The organism is Streptomyces noursei (genome assembly GCF_001646665.1).
Classification (GTDB): Bacteria; Actinomycetota; Actinomycetes; order Streptomycetales; family Streptomycetaceae; genus Streptomyces; species Streptomyces lavendulocolor.
On record NZ_LWBU01000062.1, the window covers coordinates 1 to 23361 of the forward strand.

The following is a 23361-nucleotide window of genomic DNA, read 5'->3' on the forward strand; positions in this document are numbered from 1 at the left end:
GCGCCCCCGCGGGCGACACGGGCGGCGACACCACCGGCACTCCGTCCCCGGGCCGGACCGGAGAGCCCGGCCGGTCCGGGGCCCGCGGGCCGGGGTCCGGGTCGCGGCGGCCGCCCACCGTCACGCGGGACACCGCGCGGCCGGAGGGCGGCGGGCGCGCCGCGCCCGGGGACGCGCCGGCCCCCGCGCGGCAGTGGCCGCTGCTCACCGTGCTCGGGGTGACCGCGCTCGGTCTGCTGGTCGTCGGGTTCGACCCGTTCCCGCAGGCGTCCCGCATCGGCGCGATGCTCATCGGCGTCGCGCTGCTCACCGGTGCCGCCCTGCGGCGCGCCCTGCCGTCCGTGGGGATGCTCGCCGTCCGGTCCCGTTTCACCGACATGGCCGCGTACGGCGTGCTGGGCACCGGCATCGTGCTGCTGTCGCTGATGACCCAGCCCGCCCCCTGGCTGGAGATCCCGTTCCTGGAGGACGCCGTCCGGTTCGCGGTCCGCTAGGGCGCTCCGGGCGGCGCGCCACGCCGCGCGTCGGGGTGCGGGCACGTCCTCGCGAGTACGTTGACGACGAGACATGTCGTCGCCGCGCGAGAGGGACGTACCGCCCCATGTCCAAGATCAAGGTTGCCCGGCCCGTCGTCGAGCTCGACGGCGACGAGATGACCCGCATCGTCTGGCGGTTCGTGCGGGACCGGCTGGTCCTGCCGTACCTCGACGTCGACCTGGACTACTTCGACCTGGGCATCCAGAACCGCGACGCCACCCGCGACCGGGTGACCGTCGACGCCGCCGAGGCCGTCCGGGAGCACGGCGCCGGCGTCAAGTGCCCCACCATCGCGCCGGACGAGGCGCGCGTCGAGGAGTTCGCCCTCAGGGCGAGGTACCGCTCGCCCGACGACACCCTGCGCGAGGTCCTCGGCGGTGTCGCCTTCCACGAGCCGGTCGTCATGGGCAACGTGCCCCGGCTCGTGCCGGGCTGGACCGAGCCGATCGTCGTCGGCCGCCACACCTTCGGCGACCAGAACCGGGCCACCGAGCTGAAGGTTCCCGGCCCCGGCACGCTGACCATGACGTTCACCCCGCGGGACGGCTCCGACCCGGTCGAGCTGGAGGTGTACGAGTTCCCCGGCGCCGGGGTCGCGCTGTCGATGTACAACCTCGACGCGTCCATCCGCGACTTCGCGCGGGCCTCCTTCCGCTACGGCCTGGCCCGGGGCTACCCGGTCCTGCTGTCCACGAGGAACGCGGTGCTGAAGAAGTACGACGGCCGCTTCAAGGACCTCTTCCAGGAGGTGTTCGACACCGAGTTCAGGGCCGGCTTCGACGCCGCGGGCCTGACGTACGAGCACCGTCCCGTCGACGACATGGCCGCCGCGCTCCTGAAGCGGCCGGGCGGCTGCGTGTGGGCGTGCAAGAACCACGACGGCGACGTCCACGCGGACGTGGTGGCGCGGGGCTTCGGCTCGCCGGGGCTGATGACCGCCGTGCTGATGTCCCCGGACGGCCGGACCCTCCTCGCCGGGCCGGCGCACGGCACCGTCACCCGCCACTACCGCCGGCACCAGCAGTCCCGGTCGACCTCGACGAACCCGGTCGCCTCGGTCTTCGCCTGGACCCGGGGCCTCGCCCACCGGGGCGCCCTCGACGGCACACCGGACGTGACGGGGTTCGCGCGGGCGCTGGAGGAGGTCTGCGTCGAGACGGTCGAGGGCGGGCGGATGACCCGCGACCTGGCCGCGCTGATCTCGCCGGACCACCCGTGGCTGACCACGGAGCAGTTCCTGGACGTCCTCGACACCGCGGTGCAGAAGCGGATGCTGTCCGAGGGGATCGCCCCGATGTGAGTCGCGGCACGTGCCGGCCGGTCGCGGGCCCCGGCGCCCGTCCTCTCCCCCGAGCAGGACGGGCGCCGTGACCTGCGGATAAGGGTCATGCACCCGCCAACACGGATCAAGACATGTCCGGGGCCTGTGTCACGGAGGTGACCATTCCGGCATGGTGTGATCGACCCGCAACGGATGCGAAACTGGGGCGGCACCCGGGACAGGGGCGCGTAAGGGGGCACGCCCATGTTCCGGATGCGCCCGCGCGCGCCCGCCTCAGGAACTGTCATCCTGTCTCCGCGCATCCCTCTCGGTGGCCACCCGGGTCGACACCCCGGCACCTCCAGGAGGCGTCAGGGGGCACGCGGCGCGGGGAGCACATCAGGCACGTACGGGGGGACAAGGGGGAAGCAATGCCTCGTTGGAAGGCGCTACCGGAAGAACTCGATCCGCAGGTCAAGGAGTTCGCGAGTCAGCTGCGCCGGCTGGTGGACCGCAGCGGTCTGAGCATCGCCGCGGTGTCGGACCGCACCGGTTACAGCAAGACGTCGTGGGAGCGTTATCTGAACGGGCGGCTTCTCGCGCCCAAGGGGGCGATCGTCGCGCTGGCCGAGGTCACCGGGACGAACCCGGTGCACCTCACGACCATGTGGGAGCTGGCGGAGCGCGCCTGGAGCCGCGCCGAGATGCGCCACGACATGACGATGGAGGCCATACGGATCTCCCAGGCCCGTGCCGCGCTCGGCGAGTTCGGCGGCAACGCCGGGCCGGGGGCCGACGGGTCGTCGCGGGTCAAGGCCGCGCCGGGCCCCGAGCGGCCCGCCGGCCGGCCGGCCGGCCCGTCCGCCGGACGCCCGTCCGTCATACCGCCCGACGGCGGCCCCAACGGGCCCGCCCGCCGGGGGCCCGCGCCCACCGCGGCGCCGCCCGCCCCCGCCGCCCGGCCCTCGCGGGGCCGGGGCGCCCCCGCCCCCAAGGGCGGGCGGAAGGTGACCATGATCGTCGCGGCCGTGGTCGGCGTCGTGCTGGTCATAGCCGCCGCCGTCCTGCTGAGCGGCCTCGGCGGCGACGACGTCCCGGCGAAGAACGTCGCCCAGTCCCCGACGGCCACCCCGAGCACCAGCGCCTCCAAGGCGCTGCCCGCCGGGGTCAAGTGCGGCGGCGACGACTGCACGGGCAAGGACCCGGAGGCCATGGGCTGCGGCGGCGAGCACGTCACCACCACCTCCTCCGCGACCGTCGGCACCACCAAGGTCGAGGTCCGCTACAGCAAGACGTGCGGGGCCGCGTGGGCCCGCATCTCGCAGGCGGTGGCCGGCGACAAGGTCACCATCAGCGCGGGCGGCGCGACCCAGAACGGCGCCGTGAAGATCGACAAGGACGCGTACACGCCGATGGTCGCGGCGGCCGACGGCACCGAGCCGAAGGCCTGCGCCACCCTCGCCGACGGCACCGAGGGCTGCACGGAGCAGCAGTGAGCCGCGACACAAGGGGGCGGGGGTTGGCGGTGGCCCGGGTCGGATAGCCTGACCGCTGGATATCTCTTCACGTCGAGACACCGATCGATCACAGGGGATGTCCAGCACCAGGGGCAGGGACCCCCACCGCCAGCTGTCTTACGGAGATCGCCATGACCCGCACTCCCGTGAATGTCACCGTGACCGGCGCGGCCGGCCAGATCGGTTACGCGCTGCTCTTCCGCATCGCCTCCGGCCACCTGCTCGGCGCCGACGTGCCGGTCAAGCTGCGCCTCCTGGAGATCCCGCAGGGCCTCAAGGCCGCCGAGGGCACCGCCATGGAGCTCGACGACTGCGCCTTCCCGCTGCTGCGCGGCATCGAGATCACCGACGACGCGAACGTCGCCTTCGACGGCGCCAACGTCGCCCTGCTGGTGGGCGCCCGCCCGCGTACCAAGGGCATGGAGCGCGGCGACCTGCTGGAGGCCAACGGCGGCATCTTCAAGCCGCAGGGCAAGGCCATCAACGACAACGCCGCGGACGACATCAAGGTCCTCGTCGTCGGCAACCCGGCCAACACCAACGCGCTCATCGCGCAGGCCGCCGCCCCGGACGTACCGGCCGAGCGCTTCACCGCGATGACCCGCCTGGACCACAACCGCGCGATCTCGCAGCTGGCCACGAAGACCGGCGCCGCCGTCTCCGACATCAAGCGCCTGACCATCTGGGGCAACCACTCCGCCACCCAGTACCCGGACATCTTCCACGCGGAGATCGCCGGCAAGAACGCCGCCGAGGTCGTGAACGACCAGGCGTGGCTGGCCGACACGTTCATCCCGACCGTCGCCAAGCGCGGTGCCGCGATCATCGAGGCCCGTGGCGCCTCGTCCGCCGCCTCCGCCGCGAACGCCGCGATCGACCACGTCCACACCTGGGTCAACGGCACCGCCGAGGGCGACTGGACCTCCATGGGCATCCCGTCGGACGGCTCCTACGGCGTCCCCGAGGGCCTCATCTCCTCCTTCCCCGTCACCTGCAAGGACGGCAAGTACGAGATCGTCCAGGGCCTGGACATCAACGAGTTCTCCCGCGCCCGCATCGACGCGTCGGTCGCGGAGCTGGCGGAGGAGCGCGACGCGGTCCGCGGTCTCGGCCTGATCTGAACCACCCCGCGCCGGACGGTGTCCGGCGCGGCCCTCCGCCGGGCCGCGCGCCCGACGGAACGACTCACCGCCCCCGGTGGCCCTCGCGCTGCCGGGGGCGCGGTGTTTCCGCCACGGCGGCGGGGCCGAGGTACGGGCGGCGCAGCCGGAGGAACGGCAGCTCGATGGCGTGGTACGTCACGAACGACACGGCGACCGTCAGCGGCAGGGCCACCAGCAGGGTGACCAGGAAGGCGGCCCACACCGGTGGGAGGGCGCCCGGGAGCCACCCGTACGCGCCGCCGGCCATGTGCTCGCCGATCAGTGTCAGCACCATGAAGTGCGTCAGGTAGACCGAGAAGCTCACCTCGCCGAGCCCGGCCGCGGCCCGCGACGGCCACCCGCCGCCCCCGGCCGGGCGGTTCGCGACGTACACCGCGACCACCAGCGCCCACACCGCGCCCTCCGCGCCGCTCCACAGCAGCTTCAGCGGGCTGTCCGAGACGAACCCGTGGACCTGGTTGAACGACCACAGCAGCGCCACCGCCGCCGCCGGGGCGAGGGGCGTGAGCCACCGGGCCCGCAGCCGGTCGCGGTGGTGCGCGTACACCCAGGCGGCGAGCATCCCCAGCAGGAACTGGTCGATCCGCCCCGCCAGGCCCAGGTAGAGCGACGCCGTGTGCGGTGCGGGCGCCGGGCTGCTCAGCCACACCAGCGCCCGCAGCACGGCCACCGCCGCCAGCAGCCGCAGCAGGGCGCCCGGCCCGCGCTCGGCGAGGACCCGGCACAGCAGCGGGAACACCAGGTAGAACTGCATCTCCACGCACAGCGTCCAGAAGACGCCCCCGTACGGCTGCGTCGGTGTCGCGAACGTCAGGATCCGCAGCAGGTCCTGGAACGTGGGCAGGGACACCTGGGTGGCCAGCCCCAGCAGGGCCACGACCAGGTAGAGCGGGTAGATGCGCAGCAGCCGGTTGGTGAGGAAGCGGCCGTAGCGGACGGGCTTGCCGTACGCGCCGACGGTGAAGATGAAGCCGGACAGGACCATGAACAGCGCCACGCCCGTGTGCCCCTCGAAGACCAGCGTGGCGGCCGGGTTCGACGAGTAGAGCCAGTCGGTCGCGGGGACGAAGCGCCGTCCCTCGATGCGCGCGCTCAGCAGTTGGCACCCGTGGTACAGCACGACGAGCACGGCGGCGACGGCGCGCAGGTGGTCGACGGGGGCGAGGTAGACGCGGTCGTCGCTGCTGCGCATGGACGCACCCTAGGTCGCCCCGGGGCCGGGGGCGGGGAGCGACGCCGGAACCGGTCATCCATTCGGATCATTGCGAAGATGCTATGAGATGTAGTACTTCTTATACATGAGCGAGCAGGTACACAACAGGCTGGCCGTGGTCCGGGCGGAGCGGAAGGTGTCGCGCCAGGCACTCGCCGACGCCCTCGGCGTCCACTACCAGACGATCGGCTACATCGAGCGGGGGCAGTACAACCCGAGCCTCGACCTGGCTCTGAAGGCGGCCCGCTACTTCGGGCTGCCGGTGGAGGCGCTGTTCTCGCTGGAGCCGTTCCAGCCGCTCACCACGGAGATCTACGGGGACAACGGGAGGAAACAGTGACCACCGCAGCGACGCGCAACGACCGGCGCATGTACATGATCATGAACCGGGACGCCGGGGCCGCGATGTACGCCACCGCCGCGCGGCGGCGCACGGCCGTCGGCGCGCACATCGCGCTGACCGCGGCGACGGTGGGGTGCTGGCTCGGGGCCGTCCACGGCGTCTCCGTCTGGTACGCGGTCGCGATCCTCGCCCTCGTCGCGCCCTGGTCGGTGGCGATGGGCGTCCTCAACGGCGCCACGCGGGGGCTGCTCCAGTTGCGCGGCCACATGCTGGACGAGCGTCAGCTCGTGGAGCGCGATCGGGTCCGGGCGATCGCCCACCGGATCACCCTGGGACTTCTCTTCGCCGGGGCGGCCGGAGTCGGGCTCGCCACCTGGCTCGGCGGCGTCCGGTTCGACGGCGCGCTGCTGTTCCCGGCACTGTTCGCGCTGCTGGTCACGCACTGGTTGCTGCCCTCGTGGGTGGCCTGCCTGCGGGTGCAGGACGACGCCCCCGACGAGGTGGACGAGGCGCCGCACGGCCACTGAGCGCGACGCCCCGGCTACCCCGGCCAGGAGTGAGCAAACCCACTTTCGCGCATGCTTTCCGTTCCCGAGGGCAGGGACCCGGGTCGCCGACCACCGTCGGTGACGAGTATCGGGAACGGAAGGCAAGCGCGACGTGTCGGACCAACAGACCATCCACGTGGGCGGGGAGTGGCGAGCAGCCGCCACCGGCGCCACCCGCGAGATCCTCGACCCCGCCGACGCCACGACCCTCGCGGTCGTCGCCGAGGGCGGGGCCGAGGACACCGACGCCGCGATCGCCGCCGCGCGGACCGCGTTCGACCACGGAGCCTGGCCACGCACCCCCGTCGCCGAGCGGGCCGCGCTGCTGCGCCGCGTCGCCGACCTGCTCCAGCGCGACCGCGAGTCCCTCGGCCTGCTGGAGAGCCGCGACGCCGGAAAGACCCTCGAAGAGGGGCGCGTCGACGTCGACTGCGTCACCGACGCGTTCCGCTACTTCGCCGACCTCGTCATGAACGAGAGCGGCGGCCGCGTCGTCGACGCCGGGTCGCCCGACGTCCACAGCGTCGTCGTCCACGAACCCGTCGGGGTCTGCGCGCTGATCACCCCCTGGAACTACCCGCTGCTCCAGGCCAGTTGGAAGATCGCCCCGGCCCTCGCCGCGGGCAACACCTTCGTGATCAAGCCCAGCGAGATCACCCCGCTCACCACCGTCGCCCTCGTCCGGCTCCTCGCCGAGGCGGGACTCCCCGACGGCGTCGCCAACCTGGTCACCGGCCCCGGCGACCCCGTCGGCGCCCGCATGTCCGAGCACCCCGGCGTCGACCTGGTGTCGTTCACCGGCGGACTCGTCAGCGGTACGAAGGTGATGCGCGCCGCCGCCGACAGCGTCAAGAAGGTCGCCCTCGAACTGGGCGGCAAGAACCCCAACGTCGTCTTCGCCGACGCCTGCGCCACCGACGAGGGCTTCGACACCGCCGTCGACCAGGCGCTCAACGCCGCCTTCATCCACAGCGGCCAGGTCTGCTCGGCCGGCTCCCGCCTCATCGTCGAGGAGTCGCTGCGCGAGCGCTTCGTCGCCGAACTGGCCCGCCGCGCCGAGAAGATCCGCCTCGGCCGCGGCACCGACAAGGGCGTCGAGTGCGGCCCCCTCGTCTCCGCGCAGCAGCTCGCCCGCACCGAGGAGTACGTCGCCTCCGCGCTCGCCGAGGGCGCCGTCCTGCGCGCCGGCGGCGAACGCCCCACCGGACCCGCCTACGGCGAGGGCTACTTCTACCGCCCCACCGTCCTCGACCACTGCCACCGCGGCATGCGCGTGGTGCGCGAGGAGGTCTTCGGCCCGGTCCTCACCGTCGAGACCTTCCGCACCGAGGACGAGGCCGTCGCCCTCGCCAACGACACCGAGTACGGCCTGGCGGGCGGCGTCTGGTCCGCCGACGCCGGCCGCGCCCGGCGCGTCGCCGGACGGCTGCGCCACGGCACCGTCTGGATCAACGACTTCCACCCCTACCTGCCGCAGGCGGAGTGGGGCGGCTTCGGCAAGAGCGGCATCGGCCGCGAACTGGGCCCCGCCGGGCTCGCCGAGTACCGCGAGAGCAAGCACGTCTACCAGAACCTGGCCCCGCGCCCCGTGCGCTGGTTCGCGGGCTGAGCAGGGGAAGCACACCATGACCGAGAACACCGTGTACGACTACGTGATCGTCGGCGGCGGCACCGCCGGCAGCGTGATCGCCCACCGCCTCACCGCGGACCCCGGCGTCACCGTCGCCGTCATCGAGGGCGGCCCCTCCGACGTCGACCGCCCCGACGTCCTCACCCTCCGCCGGTGGATGGGCCTGCTCGGCGGCGACCTCGACTACGACTACCCCACCACCGAACAGCCGCGCGGCAACTCCCACATCCGGCACAGCCGCGCCCGCGTCCTCGGCGGCTGCTCCTCGCACAACACGCTCATCTCCTTCAAGCCGCTGCCGTCCGACTGGGACGAGTGGGAGGAGGCCGGGGCCGAGGGCTGGAACGCCGCCTCCATGGACCCGTTCTTCGACAAGCTCCTCAACAACATCGTCTCCGTCGACGAGAAGGACCGGAACGCCATCGCCCGCGACTTCGTCGACGCCGCACAGGCGGCGCTGGGCGTGCCGCGCGTCGAGGGGTTCAACGCCAAGCCCTTCCACGAGGGCGTCGGGTTCTTCGACCTCGCGTACCACCCGGAGAACAACAAGCGCTCCTCGGCCTCGGTCGCCTACCTCCACCCGATCATGGGCGAGCGCCCCAACCTGCACCTGATGCTGGAGACCTGGGCGTACCGGCTGGAGTTCGACGGCACCCGGGCGACCGGCGTCCACGTCCGGACGAAGGACGGCGCGGAGCGGCTGGTCACGGCCCGCCGCGAGGTCGTCGTCTGCGCGGGCGCCGTCGACACGCCCCGGCTGCTGCTGCACTCCGGCATCGGTCCCCGCGAGGACCTGGAGGAGCTGGGCATACCCGTCGTCCACGACCTGCCGGGCGTCGGCGAGAACCTGCTCGACCACCCCGAGTCCGTCATCGTCTGGGAGACGCACGGGCCCATCCCCGAGAACTCCGCCATGGACAGCGACGCCGGTCTCTTCGTGCGCCGCGACCCCGAGGAGCGGGGCCCGGACCTGATGTTCCACTTCTACCAGATCCCCTTCACCGACAACCCGGAGCGGCTGGGCTACGAACGCCCCGCCCACGGCGTGTCGATGACGCCGAACATCCCCAAGCCGCGCAGCCGCGGCCGCCTGTACCTCACCAGCGCCGATCCCGAGGTCAAGCCCGCGCTGGACTTCCGGTACTTCACCGACGAGGACGACTACGACGGGCGCACGCTCGTCGACGGCATCCGCATCGCCCGCGAGATCGCCAAGGCCGAGCCGCTCGCCGGCTGGCTCAAGCGCGAGGTGTGCCCCGGCCCCGAGGTGACGGGCGACGAGGAGCTGAGCGAGTACGCCCGCAGGGCCGCCCACACCGTCTACCACCCCGCCGGCACCTGCCGCATGGGCGCCGCCGACGACGAACTGGCCGTCGTGGGGCCCGACCTGAGGATCCGCGGACTCGACGGCATCCGGATCGCCGACGCGTCCGTCTTCCCGACCATGCCCGCCGTCAACCCGATGATCGGGGTGCTGATGGTCGGCGAGAAAGCCGCGGAACTGCTGGGAGGCGGTGCGTGATGAGTACGACCCCGGTCACCAAGGACGCGACCAACGGCGGTCCGGCCGACGACGGCCCGGCCACCGGCACCACGGCCGCCGGCACCACGGCCGCCGCGGGTTCCGGCGCCGCCGGCCCCGACGGCACCGGCCCCGGCACCCCCCGTCCGGTCTTCTCCGTCGAGGGCCTGTGGAAGGTGTTCGGCCCCAAGGCCGACCGCGTACCCGGCTCCGAACTCGCCGAACTGCCCGCCGCCGAACTGCGCGAGCGCACCGGCTGCACCGCCGCCGTCCGCGACGTCTCCTTCGACGTCCGCAAGGGCGAGGTCTTCGTCGTCATGGGCCTGTCCGGCTCCGGCAAGTCGACCCTCGTACGCTGCCTCACCCGGCTCATCGAACCGACCTCCGGCACCGTCGCCATCGACGGCGAGGACATCCTGGCCATGGACAAGTCCCGGCTGCGCGAACTGCGCCGCCACCGTGCCGCCATGGTCTTCCAGCACTTCGGCCTGCTGCCGCACCGCACGGTCCTCGACAACGTCGCCTACGGGCTGGAGATCCAGGGCATGGGCCGCGCCGAACGGCGCGCCAAGGCCGCCGAGATCGTCACCAAGGTGGGCCTGGAGGGCATGGAGGACCGCAGGCCCAGCCAGCTCTCCGGCGGCCAGCAGCAGCGCGTCGGCCTCGCCCGCGCCCTCGCCGTCGATCCCGAAGTGCTCCTGTTCGACGAGCCGTTCAGCGCCCTCGACCCGCTCATCCGGCGCGACATGCAGGAGGAGGTCGTCCGGCTCCACCGCGAGGAGGGCTGCACGATGGTCTTCATCACCCACGACCTCAGCGAGGCCCTGCGCCTCGGGGACCGCATCGCCCTGATGCGCGACGGGCGGATCGTGCAGCTCGGCACGCCCGAGGAGATCGTCGGCTCGCCCGCCGACGACTACGTACGCGACTTCGTCCGCGACGTGCCGCGCGAGCAGGTGATCACCGTGCGCTCGGCCATGCGCCCGCCGTGCGCCGGCGAGGCCGACTCCGGCCCGGCCGTCGCGCCCGGCGCCACCGTGTCCGAGGCCATCGAGGCGGTCGCCCGCACCGGCGGGCCCGTCCGGGTCGTCGACGCGGGCCGCTGCGTGGGCGTCGTCGACCACGAGGGCCTGCTGTCGGTCGTCGCGGGCGTCCCCCTCGGGAAGGCGGCGGCATGACCACAGCCGTCACCGCTCCCGTCCGGCCCCGCCTGCCGGCCGCCGCGCGCCGCTACTGGCCGCTGGCCGCCGCGCTCGTCCTCCTCCCGCTCGGCCTGCTCCTCGCGGGCCGGGGCAGCTGGCCCGCCTCGCTCCAGGTCGACCTGTCCGGGCCGCTCGGCTCCGCCAGCGACTGGATCGTCGACAACCGCGACAGCCACCCGCTGTTCCTGTACTTCCTCGGGCACGTCAGCAACGCCGTCGTGCTGTCCGTGCGCGGCGTCTACCTGGTGCTGCTCGCCGCCGGCTGGGCCGGCGTCACCGCGGCCGCCGGGCTCGTCGCCTGGCGCCTGGCGGGGCCGCGCCTCGCCGCCACCGCCGTCGCCTCGTTCGCCGTGTGCGGGCTGCTCGGCATGTGGGTGCCGACCATGCAGACGCTCGCGCTCATGGTCGTCGCGGTCGCCGCGTCCGTCGCCCTCGGCGCCGTGCTCGGCCTGGCCGCCGGGCTCTCCGACCGGACGTACCGGGCCCTGCGGCCCGTCCTCGACACGATGCAGGTGCTGCCGGCCTTCGCGTACCTGCTGCCCGTCGTCCTGATCTTCGGCATCGGCGTCCCGGCCGCGGTCCTCGCGACCGTCGTCTACGCCGCCCCGCCGATGGCCCGCCTCACCGCGCTGGGCCTGCGCGCCGCCGACCCCGGCGTCCTGGAGGCCTCGGCCTCCCTCGGCGCCACCGGCCGGCAGCGGCTGCTGACCGCCCGCATCCCGCTGGCCCGCAGGGAACTCCTGCTCGGCGTCAACCAGTCGATCATGATGGCGCTGTCCATGGCGGTCATCGCGTCCGTGATCGGCGCCGGCGGCCTCGGCGACCGCGTCTACCAGGCGCTCGCCTCCGTGGACGTGGGCGCCGCCCTCGCGGCCGGCATCCCGATCGTGCTGCTGGCCGTGGTGCTCGACCGCACGGCCACGGGCGCGCGGTCGCACGGCACCCCCGGCCGCACGTGGGCCGCCTGCGCCGCCGCCGTGCTGGCGCTCGCCGTCGCCGGCCGCCTGACCGGTGCGCTCACCTGGCCCGAGGCGTGGCACGTCGACATCGCCGAGCCCGTCAACCGGGCCGTCGACTGGATGACCGCCCACCTCTACTCGGGCGTCCCCGTCGTGGGCGGCACCGCCGACTGGGCCGCGCACTTCACCGGCTGGGTCCTCGACCCCGTACGGGACGGCCTGCAGGCCCTGCCCTGGTGGGCGCTGCTGGTGGTCGTCGGCGCGCTGGCGCTGCACGTCGGCACCTGGCGCACGGCGCTGACGGCGGTCTCCGCCATGGCGGCCATCGGCGTCCTGGGCGTGTGGGACGCGTCCCTCGACACCCTCTCCCAGGTGCTCGCCGCCGTGGCCGTCACCCTGGTGCTCGGCTTCGGCATCGCGGTGGGCGCCGCGCGCAGCTCGCGCCTGGAGCGGCTGCTGCGGCCGGTCCTGGACGTGTTCCAGACGATGCCGCAGTTCGTGTACCTGATCCCGGTGGTCGCGCTGTTCGGCGTCGGCCGCGCCCCGGCGGTCGCCGCGGCCGTGGTGTACGCCCTGCCCGCGGTCGTCCGCATCACCACCCAGGGACTGCGGGGCGTGGACCCGGTCGCCCTGGAGTCGGCGCGCTCGCTGGGCGCCACCGGCTGGCAGCAGCTGCGCCAGGTGCAGTTCCCGCTCGCCCGGCCGGCCCTGCTGCTCGCCGTGAACCAGGCGGTCGTGCTGGTCCTCGCCGTCGTCATCATCGGCGGCCTGGTGGGCGGTGGAGCCCTCGGCTACGACGTGGTCTTCGGCCTCGCCCAGGGCGACCTGGCTACCGGCCTGGTCGCGGGCGCCGCGATCGTCTGCCTGGGCCTGATGCTCGACCGGGTCACCCAGCCGACCGGAAAGGAGGCCTGACATGCGTACGCGTACGACAGCCGGCGCCGCCGGCGCCCTCGCCCTGCTGACGGCCCTCACCGGCTGCGGTGCGGCCGACATGACCAAGCAGGCGTCCCCCTACGCCGCCGCCGAGGGCGCGCGGACGGTCACGCTGTCCGTCCAGTCCTGGGTGGGCGCGCAGGCCAACGTCGCCGTCGCGAAGTACCTGCTGGAGCACGAGCTGGGCTACCGCGTCGACACCGTCCAGGTCGACGAGATCCCCGCCTGGGACGCCCTCAGCCAGGGCCGGGTGGACGCCCTCCTGGAGGACTGGGGCCACCCGGAGCAGGAACAGCGGTACATCACCGAGAAGAAGACGATCGCGCGCGGCGGGAACCTGGGCGTGACCGGCCACATCGGCTGGTTCGTCCCGACGTACTTCGCCGAGAAGCACCCGGACGTCACCGACTGGAAGAACCTCGACAAGTACGCCGACCAGCTGCGCACCGCCGAGAGCGGCGGCAAGGGCCAGCTGCTGGACGGCTCGCCGTCGTACATCACCAACGACAAGGCGCTGGTGAAGAACCTCGACCTGGACTACAAGGTCGTGTTCGCCGGTTCCGAGGCGGCGCAGATCACCCAGATCAAGCAGTTCGCCAAGGAGAAGAAGCCCTTCCTGACGTACTGGTACAAGCCGCAGTGGCTGTTCGAGAAGGTGCCGATGACGGAGGTGAAGCTGCCCCCGTACAAGGAGGGTTGCGACGCCGACCCGGAGAAGGTCGCCTGCGCCTACCCGCACACCCCGCTCCAGAAGTTCCTGAACGCGGACTTCGCCAAGAAGGGCGGGAAGGCGGCGGCCTTCCTGAAGAACTTCCGCTGGACGACCGAGGCGCAGAACGACGTGGCGCTGATGATCGCCGAGCAGAAGCTCACGCCGGAGGCGGCGGCCGAGAAGTGGGTCGAGGCCAACGAGGCGACATGGCGGAAGTGGCTGCCCTAGGCCGCCCGTAGGGGCGGGCCCCGTCCCGGCCCGGGAGCGTCGCGCCGCCGCACCGCCCGGCCCACCCCGCCCCTCCCGGCGGTGCGTCACGGCTCCCCGGGCGGTGCGCCGCTGCCGCCCCGGCCGACCGCCCGCGCCTCCGGAGCCACCGCGTGCCGCCGCGTGCCGCTGTGTCAGGGCTCCGGGGGTGCGGGGCTTTCGGGGGTCAGCGCAGGAGCCACTGCTTGGTCAGTGCCATGACCTCCGCGCGGCTGCGGCCCGCGTGGTCGGCGGCGACGACGTGCGCGCCGATCCGGACCGAGAACGTGACCATGCAGCGGACCTCGACGTCGTCGGGGTCCGCGCAGAACGACGCGAACAGCGAACGCAGGTAGTCCATGCGCCGGTTGTCGACCCGGCGCAGCCGCTGTGCGACGGCCTCGTCGCGCCGGGCCCAGTCGCGGATCGCGAGGTCGATCTCCGGGCTCCGTACCGCCGTTCCCCCCGACTCCGCGACCAGCGTGAACAGCCGCTCCAGCTTCTCCCTGCCGTCCCCGCCGCCCTCGTCGACGTGCTCGATCACCGCCTCGGTGACCTGGCGCTCCCAGGTGTCCAGCATCTCGGTGAGGAGCGCGTCCCGGTTGGCGAAGTACCCGTAGAAGCCGCCCTTGCTGACGCCGAGCGCCTGCGCCAGCGGCTCGATCCGCACGGCGTCGGGACCGCCGGCGGCGAGCGCCCGCAGCCCTTCCTCGATCCACTTGCCGCGCGGAGTGCGGGCGACGGCCATGGTGTGTCTCCTCTCACGCCCCACCCCATCTATACAGTGCCGTATAGATGGGTCTACCTTGATCTATACGTCATCGTATAGATCGGGGCACGCTCATGAGACTCCCCAGCGCCGCGCACACCTCCCACCCCTGGCGGATCCACGAGATCGCCGGGGACTTCAAGGTCGAGGACGTGTGGGACCTGCCCACCCCCGGCGGCCCCGACGACCTCGACCTGCTGGTGCGCCAGTTCGCCGAGGGCGACGGCGGCGGCGAGGGGGCACCCGTCTCGTCGCCCGTGCCGCGCGCGCTGTTCGCGATCCGCTGGAAGCTGGGCGCGCTGCTCGGCTGGGACGACCCCGGCTCCGGCGTCGGCGCCCGGGTGCCCAGCCTGCGCGAGCGGCTCCCCGCCGACCTCCGCGACGGCCCCCGGGGGCCCGACCTGCGCGCCGCCCCGTTCACCTCGGTGTTCCGGACGCACGACGAGTGGGCGGCCGAGATGGCCAACGCCACCGTGCACACGGTGATGCACATCGGCTGGGTACGGGACGCGGACGGCGGTCACCACGGCCGGATGGCCGTCCTCGTCAAGCCCAACGGGCTGCTCGGCGCCGCCTACATGGCGGCCATCAAGCCGTTCCGGTACCTGGGTGTGTACCCGGCGCTGCTCCGCATGATCGGACGCGAATGGCGGGTGCGCACCGGTGCGAACTGAGACGGGGGCCGCGCCCCCGGCGCGCACGCCGACGACCGCCTTCCGTACCGGCGCCTGGGCCTGGATCCTCACCGGCACCGGCCACCTGACCCTCGCGGCGGTCATGGGGCTGCGGCCCGAGGACCCCGCGCGGGCCCGCGCCACCGCCGCGATGCGGGCGTACACGGTCGAGGTGCCCGGCGTCCGCCGCAGCCTGCACGACATCGACCTCGGCATGTCGCTGGTCATGGCCGCGGCCCTGGTCTTCGGCGGGGCGGTGTGCCTGCTCGTGGCGCGCTCCGCCCCCGCCCTCGCCACCCGGTCGCGGTCGCTGAGCGGCCTCGCGCTGGCCGCCTCGCTGGTGGTCCTCGGCCTGTCGGTGCTCCTGCTGCCGGCCCCGCCCATCGTGCTGTTCGCGGTCGCCGCCGCCGCGTTCGGCCGGGCGCTGGCCACCGCGCGGCCCTCGCCCCCGGCCCCGCCGCCGGCGGGGTGACCCGGGCGGGTCACCCCGGGTCGTCGAACATGGCGAGCAGCGTCTGCTCGTCCGGCTCGGGGGCGGACCGGCCGGCGCGGGGGACCTGCTCGGCCCAGACCGTCTTGCCCTGGGGCATGAAGCGGGCGCCCCAGCTCCTGGTGAACTGCGCCACCAGGAACAGTCCGCGCCCGCCCTCCTCGGTCGTGGCCGCCCGGCGGATGCGCGGCGAGGTGTTGCTGCGGTCGGAGACCTCGCAGATCAGCGAGCCATTGCGCAGCATCCGCAGGCACACCGGGCCCCGGCCGCCGTACCGCACGGCGTTGGTCACCAGTTCGCTGACCACCAGGCCGGTGCTGAAGTCCAGCTCCGACAGGCCCCACTCGGCGAGCTGCCGGTGCGCCAGCTCCCGCGCGTGGGACACCACCGACGGGTCGGAGGGCAGCTCCCAGGCCACCACCCGGTCGGCGGGCAGCGCGTGCACGCGGGCCAGCAGCAGCGCCACGTCGTCGCGCGGGCCGTGCGGCAGCAGCGCGCCCGTCACCCGGTCGCAGATCCGCTCCAGGGACGGTTCCGCCCCGGTGAGCGCCGTGAGCAGCTCGGCGGTGCGGGCGTCGGTGTGGCCGATGCCGCGGCTCTCCTTGAGCAGCCCGTCCGTGTAGAGGGCCAGCAGGCTGCCCTCCGGCAGGTCGACCCCCGCGGACTCGTACGGCTGCACCCCGCCGAGCCCCAGCGGCGGCCCGGTCGGCAGGTCGAGCAGCCGCGGGGGACCGTCCGGCGGCAGGAGCGCGGGCGGCGGGTGACCGGCGCCGGCGAACGTGCAGCGGCAGGACACCGGGTCGTACACCGCGTACAGGCAGGTCGCCGCCGTGGCCGGGTCCTCCTCGTCGGAGGGGCCCCGGCTGACCAGGTCGTCCAGGTGGCTCAGCACCTCCTCGGGCGGCAGGTCCAGGGCGGCCAGGGTGTGCACCGCCGTCCGCAGCCGGCCCATGGTGGCCGCCGCCTGGAGGCCCTGCCCGGCCACGTCGCCGACCACCAGGGCCACCCGCAGCCCGGACAGCGGGATCGCGTCGAACCAGTCGCCGCCCACCCCCGTCCGGGCGTCGGCGGGCAGGTAGCGGGACGCCAGGTCGACGGCGGTCAGCCGGGGCAGGTCGCGCGGCAGCAGGCTGCGCTGGAGGGTGAGCGAGGCCCGCTGCTCGCGGCTGTAGCGGCGGGCGTTGTCGAGGCTGATCGCGGTACGGGCGGCCAGCTCCCCGGCGAGGGTCAGGTCGTCCTGCTCGTACGGCCTGGTCCTGCCCCGGCGGTAGAACCCGGCGAGGCCCAGGACGCCGCCCCGCGCGCGCAGCGGGGCCGCCAGGTAGGAGTGCACGCCCTCGCCGAGCAGGTCCACCGGGTGCTCGGCCCCGGGCGGGGGGCCGGTCAGCGCGGCGGTCATCACCGTGTCCGTGACCGCCCGCCCGTCGGCCAGGCACTTGGCTTGCGGTGTACCGGACGGGTAGGCCACCGGCTCGTCCACACCGCCCGCCCGCACGTCGCGCGAGTCCTCGCCCGCCCAGACCGCCACGCGGCGCAGCACGGCGCCGGGGCCGGGCCGCCCGGCCGGGAGCTCCTCGCCCGTGAGCGCGTCCTCCATCAGGTCGACCACGACGAGGTCGGCGAGCCGGGGTACGGCGATCTCCGCCAGTTCGGCGGCGGTGCGCCGCATGTCGAGGGTGGTGCCGAGGCGGGCGCCCGCCTCGTTCAGCAGCGACAGCCGCCCGCGCGCCTCGGCGGCCAGACGGCCGACCCCCGGCTCGCCCACCAGCAGCAGCCACGCGTCGGCCCCGTCGCCGCCGTCGTCCCCGCCCCCGGCACCGTCGGCCCCACCGCCGCCTCCGGCCCCACTTCCGCCTCCGGCCCCGCTCCCGCCGCCGGCTCCGGCGCCGGTGCCCGCCCCCGCCGGGTCCCGGTCCGCGCTCCCGCCTCCGCCTCCCCCTCCGCCGGGGGGCAGAAGCGGCGGTTCGGCGCCCAGCAGCGGGACGTCGCGGCCGTCCGGGGCGGTCGCGGTGGCACCCGTACTCCGAGGGGCCGGGGCGGCGGCGCCGCCGGCGGCGAAGCTGACCTCGACGGCCGCGCCCTCCGCGTCACCGTGGCGCAGCTCGCGGCGGCGCAGCGTGGCGACCCGCCCGCCCGCGAGCGTGACCTCGGCGAACGCCGGCCCGTCGGCCGGTGGCGCGGGCGACGAGATCAGCTCGATGGCGCTCTCCAGCAGCGCCAGCCGTTCCTGCGGGTCCAGCCGGGGCGCCGCGGCCGAGCCGAGGGGGGCCAGCTCGCCCGTGCCGAGGTGCAGCTCGGCGTGCTCGCCGCGCCGCCGGGCCCGCAGGAAGGAGCTCATCAGGTTGCGCTCCCGGGCGGTGCTCAGGTCCAGCAGGCGTTCCGCGATCCGCTCGGTGGCGTCCTGGAGGGCCAGCGCCATGCCCGGATCGGCCAGGTGCCTGGGTACGGAGAGGTTGACCGCGCCCTGCACGGTGCCGCCCACCGGGTCGCGCACCGGCGCGGCCATGCAGGTCAGCTCCTTGAGGTTGTGCAGGAAGTGCTCGTGGCCGACCACCACGAAGGGTGCCCGGGTGCTCAGCACCATGCTGACGCTGCTGGTGCCCATGTACCGCTCGTCGACGTTCGCGCCGGGCACCAGCGAGGCGGCGTCCATCAGCTCCAGCCCCAACGGATCGCCGCGCCGGTCCACGATGTTCGCCCGCGAGTCGGCCAGCGTCACGGTGACGGGCAGGGCGGAGAAGCGCCGGCACAGGTCCTCCAGTACCGGCGCGGCCGCCCGGACGAGCCGGGTGTCCGGATCGAGGTCGCTCTCGACCGGGAGGCTGGCGGCCTCGGTGTCGATCCCGAGCGACTGCGAGCGCTGCCAGGAGGCGAGGATCTCCGGGCGTACCCCGCCGTCGGGCGGCCTCTGCTCACCGCGATCTTCCACAAAACCAGGATAATCGGGCAAAAGCCACCGTGTGCTGCCGGGAGCCGCGGCACCCCGCGACCCGCTCCGTGACGCCTCCTGCCACGCGCCGCCCGGCCACGCGCCCGACACCATGCGCCCCCCGGCCACGCGCCCGGCCACGCGCCCCCGCCCCGGGACCCCGGTCACCGCGCCGGTGCCGACGCAGGGCCCGGCGTCACGCGCCGACGGTGCCGTCGACGCCCTCGCGGAGCAGGTCGGCGTGGCCGTTGTGGCGCGCGTACTCGTGGATCAGGTGCAGCATGACGTGGCGCAGCGACACGTCCACGTCCCAGCGGGCGTTGTGGCCGGTCACGTCCAGTGACGCGGCCGACGCCTCGATCCGGCGGGAGTGCGCGACCTCCGCCTCCCAGGCGGTGAACGCCTCCGACCGCGTCGAGCCGGTCGGGTCGTAGGCCGCCTGGTAGTCCTCGTCCGGCGACCAGACCAGCGGGACGTCCTCGCCGGCGATGGTCCGGCGGAACCAGCCGCGTTCCACCTCCGCCATGTGCCGGACCAGACCCAGCAGGGAGAGCGTCGACGGCGGCATGGAACGGCGCCGCAGGTCCTCGTCGGACAGGCCCTCGCACTTCATGGCGAGGGTGGCGCGGTGGTGGTCGAGGAAGGCGCGCAGCATCACGCGTTCCTCGCCGACCAGGGGCGGTTGCGGGCGTTCGGTGGCCACGGGGGCTCCCTCCGTCTGGGCGTGACCGGCGCGCACCGGCCGTCCGGGGCTCCCAGGATGGATCATCACCGGCCCGCGGAACAGCGGATTTCGGCCCGCCCGGGCGCCGTTCGCCGATCCGGCCCGACCGGCGGGACGCCGCCGCCTAGAGTCGGGGCCATGGTGACCATGGTGGGGGCAGGGGACGTCGAGGAAGCGGTCGCGGTGACCGCCCGCGCGCTGCGGGGCGTGACGGACCGGGACTGGTCGGCACCGGCGGCCGGGCTGGAGTGGAGCTGCCACCGGACGGCCGTCCACCTGGCGGGCGACTTCACCGGCTACGCCGCCCAGTTGACCGGCCGCGCCACCGACGGCTACGTACCCTTCGACGTCGTCGCGGAGCCCGGGACCGACGCCGCCGGGCTGGTCCGCGTCGTCGAGGCGACCGGCGGGATCCTGGCAGCCGCCGTCCGCACCACCCCCGAGGAGGTGCGTGCCTGGCACCCGTGCGGCAGCGCCGGGGCGGACGGCTTCGCGGCGATGGGCGTCGTCGAGGCGCTGGTGCACACCCACGACATCCTCGGCGGCCTCGGCGGATCCGGGTGGCGGGCGCCCGGCGAGCTGTGCGCCCGCGTCCTGGACCGCCTCTTCCCGCACGTGCCGCCCACCGGCGACCCCTGGACGACCCTGCTGTGGGCCACCGGCCGCACCGACCTGGACGGCGTGCCGCGGCCCACGGCCTGGCGCTGGTACAACGACCCGGTCCGGACCGGACGCCTCCTGCTGTGCGAACTGTCCCCGAACCTCGGGGCCGACCTGCGCGCCGGCGGCAGCGGCGGCTTCACCTGGGCGGACGGCGGCCCGCCCGAGGGCACCCGGATCGCCGGAGGGCTGGTGGACAGGGCCCGCGAGGAGGGGACGCACCGGCCCGGATGGGGCCCGTACGCCATCGTCCGCGCCGCCGACCGCCGCGCGGTGGGGGCCATCGGCTTCCACGCCGCGCCCGACGCGGACGGCGGCGTCGAGATCGGCTACGACCTGGTGGAGGGCGCGCGCGGGAACGGCTACGCCACCGAGGCCCTGCGCGCCCTCGCCGGCTGGGCGTTCGCCCGGCCGGGGACCGCCGTGCTGCGCGCCGTCGTCGACCACGGCAACACGCCCTCGCACCGGGTCGTCGCCCGCGCCGGCTTCAGCAGGGCCGCCGACGGCGAGGCGGGCACCGTCTACGAGCTGCGCCGCACCTGACCGGCGATGTCCCGCACGGCTGCCATCGCCCGGTGCATCAGCCCCGGGCCGAACGTGACGCGGGTGGCACCCAGCCGCCCCAGCTCCCGGACCGACGGACCGCCGGGCAGGTACGCCACGTTGAGGGGCCCCTCGATCCGGGAGCGCAGCAGCGGCAGGTGCTCCGGCGGGACGCCGATGGGGTACACGCAGTCCGCGCCCGCTTCGACGTACAGCCGCGCTCGGGCGATCGCCTCCTCCGGGTCGGCGACGCCCCGCAGGAAGCTGTCCACCCGGGCGTTGACGAACAGCGCGCCGCCCGCGGCCGCCCGTACCCCGGCCAGCCGTTCGGCGTGCGCCCGCGGGTCCAGCAGCACGCCGTCCTCGGAGTCCTCCAGGTTCATCCCGACCGCGCCGGCGTCCAGGACCCGGCCGACCAGCTCCTCGGCCGCGAGGCCGTAACCGCCCTCCACGTCCGCCGACACCGGCACGGAAACCGACCGGGTGATCCGGGCGACGGCCGCGAACATCTCGGCCGCGGGCGTCGCCCCGTCCTCGTACCCCAGCGACGCCGCCACCGCCGCGGACGGTGTGGCGAGGGCCGGGAAGCCCGCCTCCTCGAAGGCGCGGGCGCTCGCCGCGTCCCACGGGCCGGGCAGGACCAGGGGGCCCCGCCCGGCGCCGCGGCCGTGGTGCAGGGCGCGCAGCACCCCGACGGCGTCGGTCACTTGGCGGTGCCGCCGAACTGTCCGGGCGTGTAGTGGCCCGGCACCAGGCGGCTGGTGACGGCGAACCGGTTCCAGGCGTTGATGACGGTGATCGCGGAGATCAGCTGGGCCAGTTCGCGCTCGTCGAACTCCTTCGCCGCCTTCTCCCACACCTCGTCGGGCACGAATCCGTCCGTCAGGACGGTCACGGCCTCGGTCAGTTCGATCGCGGCGAGCTCCTTCGGGGTGTAGAAGTGGCGCGACTCCTCCCAGGCGCTCAGCTGGATGATCCGCTCGACCGACTCGCCGGCCGCCAGCGCGTCCTTGGTGTGCATGTCCAGGCAGTACGCGCAGTGGTTGAGCTGCGACGCGCGGATCTTGACCAGTTCGAGCAGCACCGGGTCGAGGCCCTGCCGGGCGGCGGCGTCCAGCCGGACCATGGCCTTGAACACCTCGGGCGCGTGCTCGGTCCAGGCGAGGCGGGGGGTGTGCTCGGCCGCGTACCCGGTCGCGTCCGTCCCGGTGGTGCCCGTCGTCGCCGCGTGCGTGCCGCTCGTCTTCGTCTCTGTCGTCATGACAACGACCGTACGGGCAGGGTGGCGCACGGGTATGGTCCACTTCCATGACGGATTCCTGGGCCACTTTCGGCGCCGACCTGCACCTGGAGCTACGGGGCCCGGGGCTGCGGTCCGGCCTGATGGAAGCGCTGCGGGAGGCCGTGCGGACCGGTCGGCTGGCGCCCGGGACACGGCTGCCGTCGTCCCGGTCGCTCGCCGCCGACCTGGGCATCGCCCGCAACACGGTCGCCGACGCGTACGCCGAACTCGTCGCCGAGGGCTGGCTCACCGCCCGGCAGGGGTCCGGCACCCGGGTGGCCCGGCGCGCCGCCCCCCGGTCCGGCCCCGCGGCGGTACACCGCGCCCCGGCCCGCGGGGGCGCCGCGCGCGCCGAACCGGTGCCGCCGAGGCGCCCGCCGGTACGCCCGCCGGTGCGCCGGTCCGCGACGCACACCCTGCACCCCGGCACCCCGGACCTCGGGTCCTTCCCGCGCGGCGAGTGGCTCAAGGCGGCCCGCCGCGCGCTCGCCTCCGCCCCGCACGAGGCGCTCGGCTACGGCGAGCCGCACGGCCGCGTCGAGCTGCGCACCGCGCTCGCCGACTACCTGGCGCGGGCCCGCGGAGTGCACGCGGACCCCGACCGCATCGTGATCTGCTCCGGCTTCGTCCACGGGCTGCGGCTGATGGCCCAGGTGCTGCGCGACCGGAAGGTGCGGGAGGTCGCCGTGGAGTCGTACGGGCTCGACGTCCACTGGGACCTGCTCGCCGGGGCCGGCCTCGGCACGCCCCCGCTGCCCTGCGACGAACGCGGCACGCGCACCGGCGGGCTGGACCGGCAGGGAGCGCTGCTCATCACGGCCGCGCACCAGTTCCCGCTCGGCGGGGCGCTGCCGCCCGACCGGCGCGCCGCCGCCGTCGACTGGGCGCGCCGGACGGGCGCGGTGATCCTGGAGGACGACTACGACGGCGAGTTCCGCTACGACCGCCAGCCGGTCGGCGCCCTCCAGGGCCTGGACCCCGAGCGCGTGGTCTACCTCGGGACGGCGAGCAAGTCCCTGACGCCCGGCCTGCGCCTGGGGTGGATGGTGCTGCCCGAGGACCTGGTGGGGGACGTGCTGGCGGCGAAGGGGCACGCCGAGTGGGTGTCGAGCGCCCTGGACCAGCTGACGCTCGCGGAGTTCATCCGCTCCGGCGCGTACGACCGGCACGTGCGCGGCATGCGGCTGCGCTACCGCCGGCGGCGCGACCAGCTGGTGGCCGCGCTCGCCGAACGGGCGCCCGGCATCCGTGTGAGCGGCATCGCGGCCGGCCTGCACGCCGTGCTGGAACTGCCGCCCGGCACGGAACGCTCCGTCGTCCAGGCGGCGTCCTGGCAGGGTCTCGCGGTTCAGGGCCTCGACCGCTTCCGCCACCCGGCCGTGCCGCCCGGCCGCGACGCGCTGGTCGTCGGCTACGCCACCCCGACGGACAGCGCCTGGTCCGGCGCCCTGGACGCGCTCTGCCGCGCCCTGCCCTGACGGCGCCCCGCCCCCCACGACCC

Annotated in this window: 21 protein-coding genes; 15 read left to right on the forward strand and 6 right to left on the reverse strand. The window is 74.5% G+C overall.

What is annotated here, in order from left to right:
- From A4V12_RS05830 to A4V12_RS05845, 4 genes are all read left to right on the forward strand, one after another.
- On the forward strand, positions 1–494 hold a 494-nt coding region (locus tag A4V12_RS05830; RefSeq protein WP_159028820.1), incomplete at its 5' end, for a DUF3017 domain-containing protein.
- 107 nt (positions 495–601) lie between these two features.
- Positions 602–1837: an NADP-dependent isocitrate dehydrogenase gene (locus A4V12_RS05835; protein ID WP_064068135.1), complete on the forward strand. Its 1236-nt coding sequence runs from the start codon at positions 602–604 to the stop codon at positions 1835–1837.
- A 392-nt stretch (positions 1838–2229) separates the two neighbouring features.
- Complete coding sequence (locus A4V12_RS05840) at positions 2230–3294, forward strand: XRE family transcriptional regulator (RefSeq protein WP_064068136.1); 1065 nt, start codon at positions 2230–2232, stop codon at positions 3292–3294.
- Positions 3295–3446: 152 nt separating this feature from the next.
- A complete protein-coding gene (locus A4V12_RS05845) occupies positions 3447–4436 on the forward strand; it encodes a malate dehydrogenase (RefSeq protein WP_064068137.1) in 990 nt (329 codons plus the stop codon).
- 64 nt (positions 4437–4500) lie between these two features.
- Here A4V12_RS05845 and A4V12_RS05850 read toward each other — a convergent pair whose 3' ends face one another.
- Positions 4501–5670, reverse strand: coding sequence for an acyltransferase family protein (locus A4V12_RS05850; protein ID WP_064068138.1), 1170 nt, complete (start codon positions 5668–5670; stop codon positions 4501–4503).
- 106 nt (positions 5671–5776) lie between these two features.
- Between A4V12_RS05850 and A4V12_RS05855 the strand changes: the two genes are divergently transcribed.
- The 7 genes from A4V12_RS05855 (at position 5777) to A4V12_RS05885 (ending at position 13771) form a co-directional block, all read left to right on the forward strand.
- Positions 5777–6031 (forward strand): helix-turn-helix transcriptional regulator, encoded by a 255-nt coding sequence (locus tag A4V12_RS05855; RefSeq protein ID WP_064068139.1) that lies wholly within the window; start codon positions 5777–5779, stop codon positions 6029–6031.
- Entirely contained in the window at positions 6028–6561 is a 534-nt protein-coding gene (locus A4V12_RS05860; protein WP_064068140.1) for a hypothetical protein, read from the forward strand. The genes A4V12_RS05855 and A4V12_RS05860 overlap by 4 nt, the downstream gene beginning before the upstream one ends.
- A gap of 133 nt (positions 6562–6694) precedes the next feature.
- Entirely contained in the window at positions 6695–8191 is a 1497-nt protein-coding gene (locus A4V12_RS05865; RefSeq protein ID WP_064068141.1) for an aldehyde dehydrogenase family protein, read from the forward strand.
- A 16-nt stretch (positions 8192–8207) separates the two neighbouring features.
- Complete coding sequence (locus A4V12_RS05870; protein ID WP_064068142.1) at positions 8208–9734, forward strand: GMC family oxidoreductase; 1527 nt, start codon at positions 8208–8210, stop codon at positions 9732–9734.
- Complete coding sequence (locus tag A4V12_RS05875) at positions 9734–10912, forward strand: quaternary amine ABC transporter ATP-binding protein (RefSeq protein ID WP_079136833.1); 1179 nt, start codon at positions 9734–9736, stop codon at positions 10910–10912. Before A4V12_RS05870 ends, A4V12_RS05875 begins: the two co-directional genes overlap by 1 nt.
- Positions 10909–12810: an ABC transporter permease gene (locus tag A4V12_RS05880; RefSeq protein WP_064068143.1), complete on the forward strand. Its 1902-nt coding sequence runs from the start codon at positions 10909–10911 to the stop codon at positions 12808–12810. The genes A4V12_RS05875 and A4V12_RS05880 overlap by 4 nt, the downstream gene beginning before the upstream one ends.
- A 1-nt stretch (position 12811) precedes the next feature.
- Positions 12812–13771 carry an ABC transporter substrate-binding protein gene (locus A4V12_RS05885; RefSeq protein ID WP_064068144.1) on the forward strand — a complete coding sequence of 320 codons (960 nt, stop codon included), beginning with the start codon at positions 12812–12814 and terminating at the stop codon, positions 13769–13771.
- Positions 13772–13976: 205 nt separating this feature from the next.
- On the opposite strand, the gene A4V12_RS05890 is transcribed toward A4V12_RS05885, so the two are convergent.
- The gene (locus A4V12_RS05890) at positions 13977–14537 is read right to left on the reverse strand and encodes a TetR/AcrR family transcriptional regulator (RefSeq protein WP_064068145.1); all 561 of its coding nucleotides are present in this window, start codon (positions 14535–14537) and stop codon (positions 13977–13979) included.
- Between the two features lie 95 nt (positions 14538–14632).
- Between A4V12_RS05890 and A4V12_RS05895 the strand changes: the two genes are divergently transcribed.
- Positions 14633–15232 carry a DUF2867 domain-containing protein gene (locus A4V12_RS05895; RefSeq protein ID WP_064068146.1) on the forward strand — a complete coding sequence of 200 codons (600 nt, stop codon included), beginning with the start codon at positions 14633–14635 and terminating at the stop codon, positions 15230–15232.
- A complete protein-coding gene (locus A4V12_RS05900) occupies positions 15222–15704 on the forward strand; it encodes an LIC_13387 family protein (RefSeq protein ID WP_064068147.1) in 483 nt (160 codons plus the stop codon). The genes A4V12_RS05895 and A4V12_RS05900 overlap by 11 nt, the downstream gene beginning before the upstream one ends.
- A 10-nt stretch (positions 15705–15714) precedes the next feature.
- On the opposite strand, the gene A4V12_RS05905 is transcribed toward A4V12_RS05900, so the two are convergent.
- Both A4V12_RS05905 and A4V12_RS05910 read right to left on the reverse strand, forming a co-directional pair.
- Positions 15715–18651, reverse strand: coding sequence for a SpoIIE family protein phosphatase (locus A4V12_RS05905; protein WP_234372085.1), 2937 nt, complete (start codon positions 18649–18651; stop codon positions 15715–15717).
- Positions 18652–18847: 196 nt separating this feature from the next.
- Complete coding sequence (locus A4V12_RS05910) at positions 18848–19354, reverse strand: DinB family protein (RefSeq protein WP_064068149.1); 507 nt, start codon at positions 19352–19354, stop codon at positions 18848–18850.
- Positions 19355–19513: 159 nt separating this feature from the next.
- Between A4V12_RS05910 and A4V12_RS05915 the strand changes: the two genes are divergently transcribed.
- Positions 19514–20578 (forward strand): GNAT family N-acetyltransferase, encoded by a 1065-nt coding sequence (locus tag A4V12_RS05915; protein ID WP_064068150.1) that lies wholly within the window; start codon positions 19514–19516, stop codon positions 20576–20578.
- On the opposite strand, the gene A4V12_RS05920 is transcribed toward A4V12_RS05915, so the two are convergent.
- Positions 20557–21285 carry an isocitrate lyase/PEP mutase family protein gene (locus A4V12_RS05920; protein WP_064068151.1) on the reverse strand — a complete coding sequence of 243 codons (729 nt, stop codon included), beginning with the start codon at positions 21283–21285 and terminating at the stop codon, positions 20557–20559. The two genes, A4V12_RS05915 and A4V12_RS05920, sit on opposite strands and share 22 nt — an antisense overlap.
- The gene (locus tag A4V12_RS05925; RefSeq protein ID WP_064068152.1) at positions 21282–21839 is read right to left on the reverse strand and encodes a carboxymuconolactone decarboxylase family protein; all 558 of its coding nucleotides are present in this window, start codon (positions 21837–21839) and stop codon (positions 21282–21284) included. Before A4V12_RS05925 ends, A4V12_RS05920 begins: the two co-directional genes overlap by 4 nt.
- Positions 21840–21886: 47 nt before the next feature.
- On the opposite strand from A4V12_RS05925, the gene A4V12_RS05930 reads away from it, so the two are divergent.
- Positions 21887–23338, forward strand: a complete 1452-nt coding sequence (locus A4V12_RS05930; RefSeq protein WP_064068153.1) for a PLP-dependent aminotransferase family protein — start codon at positions 21887–21889, stop codon at positions 23336–23338.
- Positions 23339–23361 lie beyond the last annotated feature (23 nt).

What these genes read in the sequence shown, in the direction of transcription:
- A4V12_RS05885 (WP_064068144.1), top strand. Translation starts at nt 12,812, where the DNA reads ATGCGTACGCGTACGACAGCCGGCGCCGCCGGCGCCCTCGCCCTGCTG.
- A4V12_RS05925 (WP_064068152.1), bottom strand. Translation starts at nt 21,839, where the DNA reads ATGACGACAGAGACGAAGACGAGCGGCACGCACGCGGCGACGACGGGC.
- A4V12_RS05840 (WP_064068136.1), top strand. Translation starts at nt 2,230, where the DNA reads ATGCCTCGTTGGAAGGCGCTACCGGAAGAACTCGATCCGCAGGTCAAG.
- A4V12_RS05915 (WP_064068150.1), top strand. Translation starts at nt 19,514, where the DNA reads ATGGTGACCATGGTGGGGGCAGGGGACGTCGAGGAAGCGGTCGCGGTG.
- A4V12_RS05875 (WP_079136833.1), top strand. Translation starts at nt 9,734, where the DNA reads ATGAGTACGACCCCGGTCACCAAGGACGCGACCAACGGCGGTCCGGCC.
- A4V12_RS05890 (WP_064068145.1), bottom strand. Translation starts at nt 14,537, where the DNA reads ATGGCCGTCGCCCGCACTCCGCGCGGCAAGTGGATCGAGGAAGGGCTG.
- A4V12_RS05895 (WP_064068146.1), top strand. Translation starts at nt 14,633, where the DNA reads ATGAGACTCCCCAGCGCCGCGCACACCTCCCACCCCTGGCGGATCCAC.
- A4V12_RS05880 (WP_064068143.1), top strand. Translation starts at nt 10,909, where the DNA reads ATGACCACAGCCGTCACCGCTCCCGTCCGGCCCCGCCTGCCGGCCGCC.
- A4V12_RS05930 (WP_064068153.1), top strand. Translation starts at nt 21,887, where the DNA reads ATGACGGATTCCTGGGCCACTTTCGGCGCCGACCTGCACCTGGAGCTA.
- A4V12_RS05835 (WP_064068135.1), top strand. Translation starts at nt 602, where the DNA reads ATGTCCAAGATCAAGGTTGCCCGGCCCGTCGTCGAGCTCGACGGCGAC.
- A4V12_RS05870 (WP_064068142.1), top strand. Translation starts at nt 8,208, where the DNA reads ATGACCGAGAACACCGTGTACGACTACGTGATCGTCGGCGGCGGCACC.
- A4V12_RS05850 (WP_064068138.1), bottom strand. Translation starts at nt 5,670, where the DNA reads ATGCGCAGCAGCGACGACCGCGTCTACCTCGCCCCCGTCGACCACCTG.
- A4V12_RS05855 (WP_064068139.1), top strand. Translation starts at nt 5,777, where the DNA reads ATGAGCGAGCAGGTACACAACAGGCTGGCCGTGGTCCGGGCGGAGCGG.
- A4V12_RS05845 (WP_064068137.1), top strand. Translation starts at nt 3,447, where the DNA reads ATGACCCGCACTCCCGTGAATGTCACCGTGACCGGCGCGGCCGGCCAG.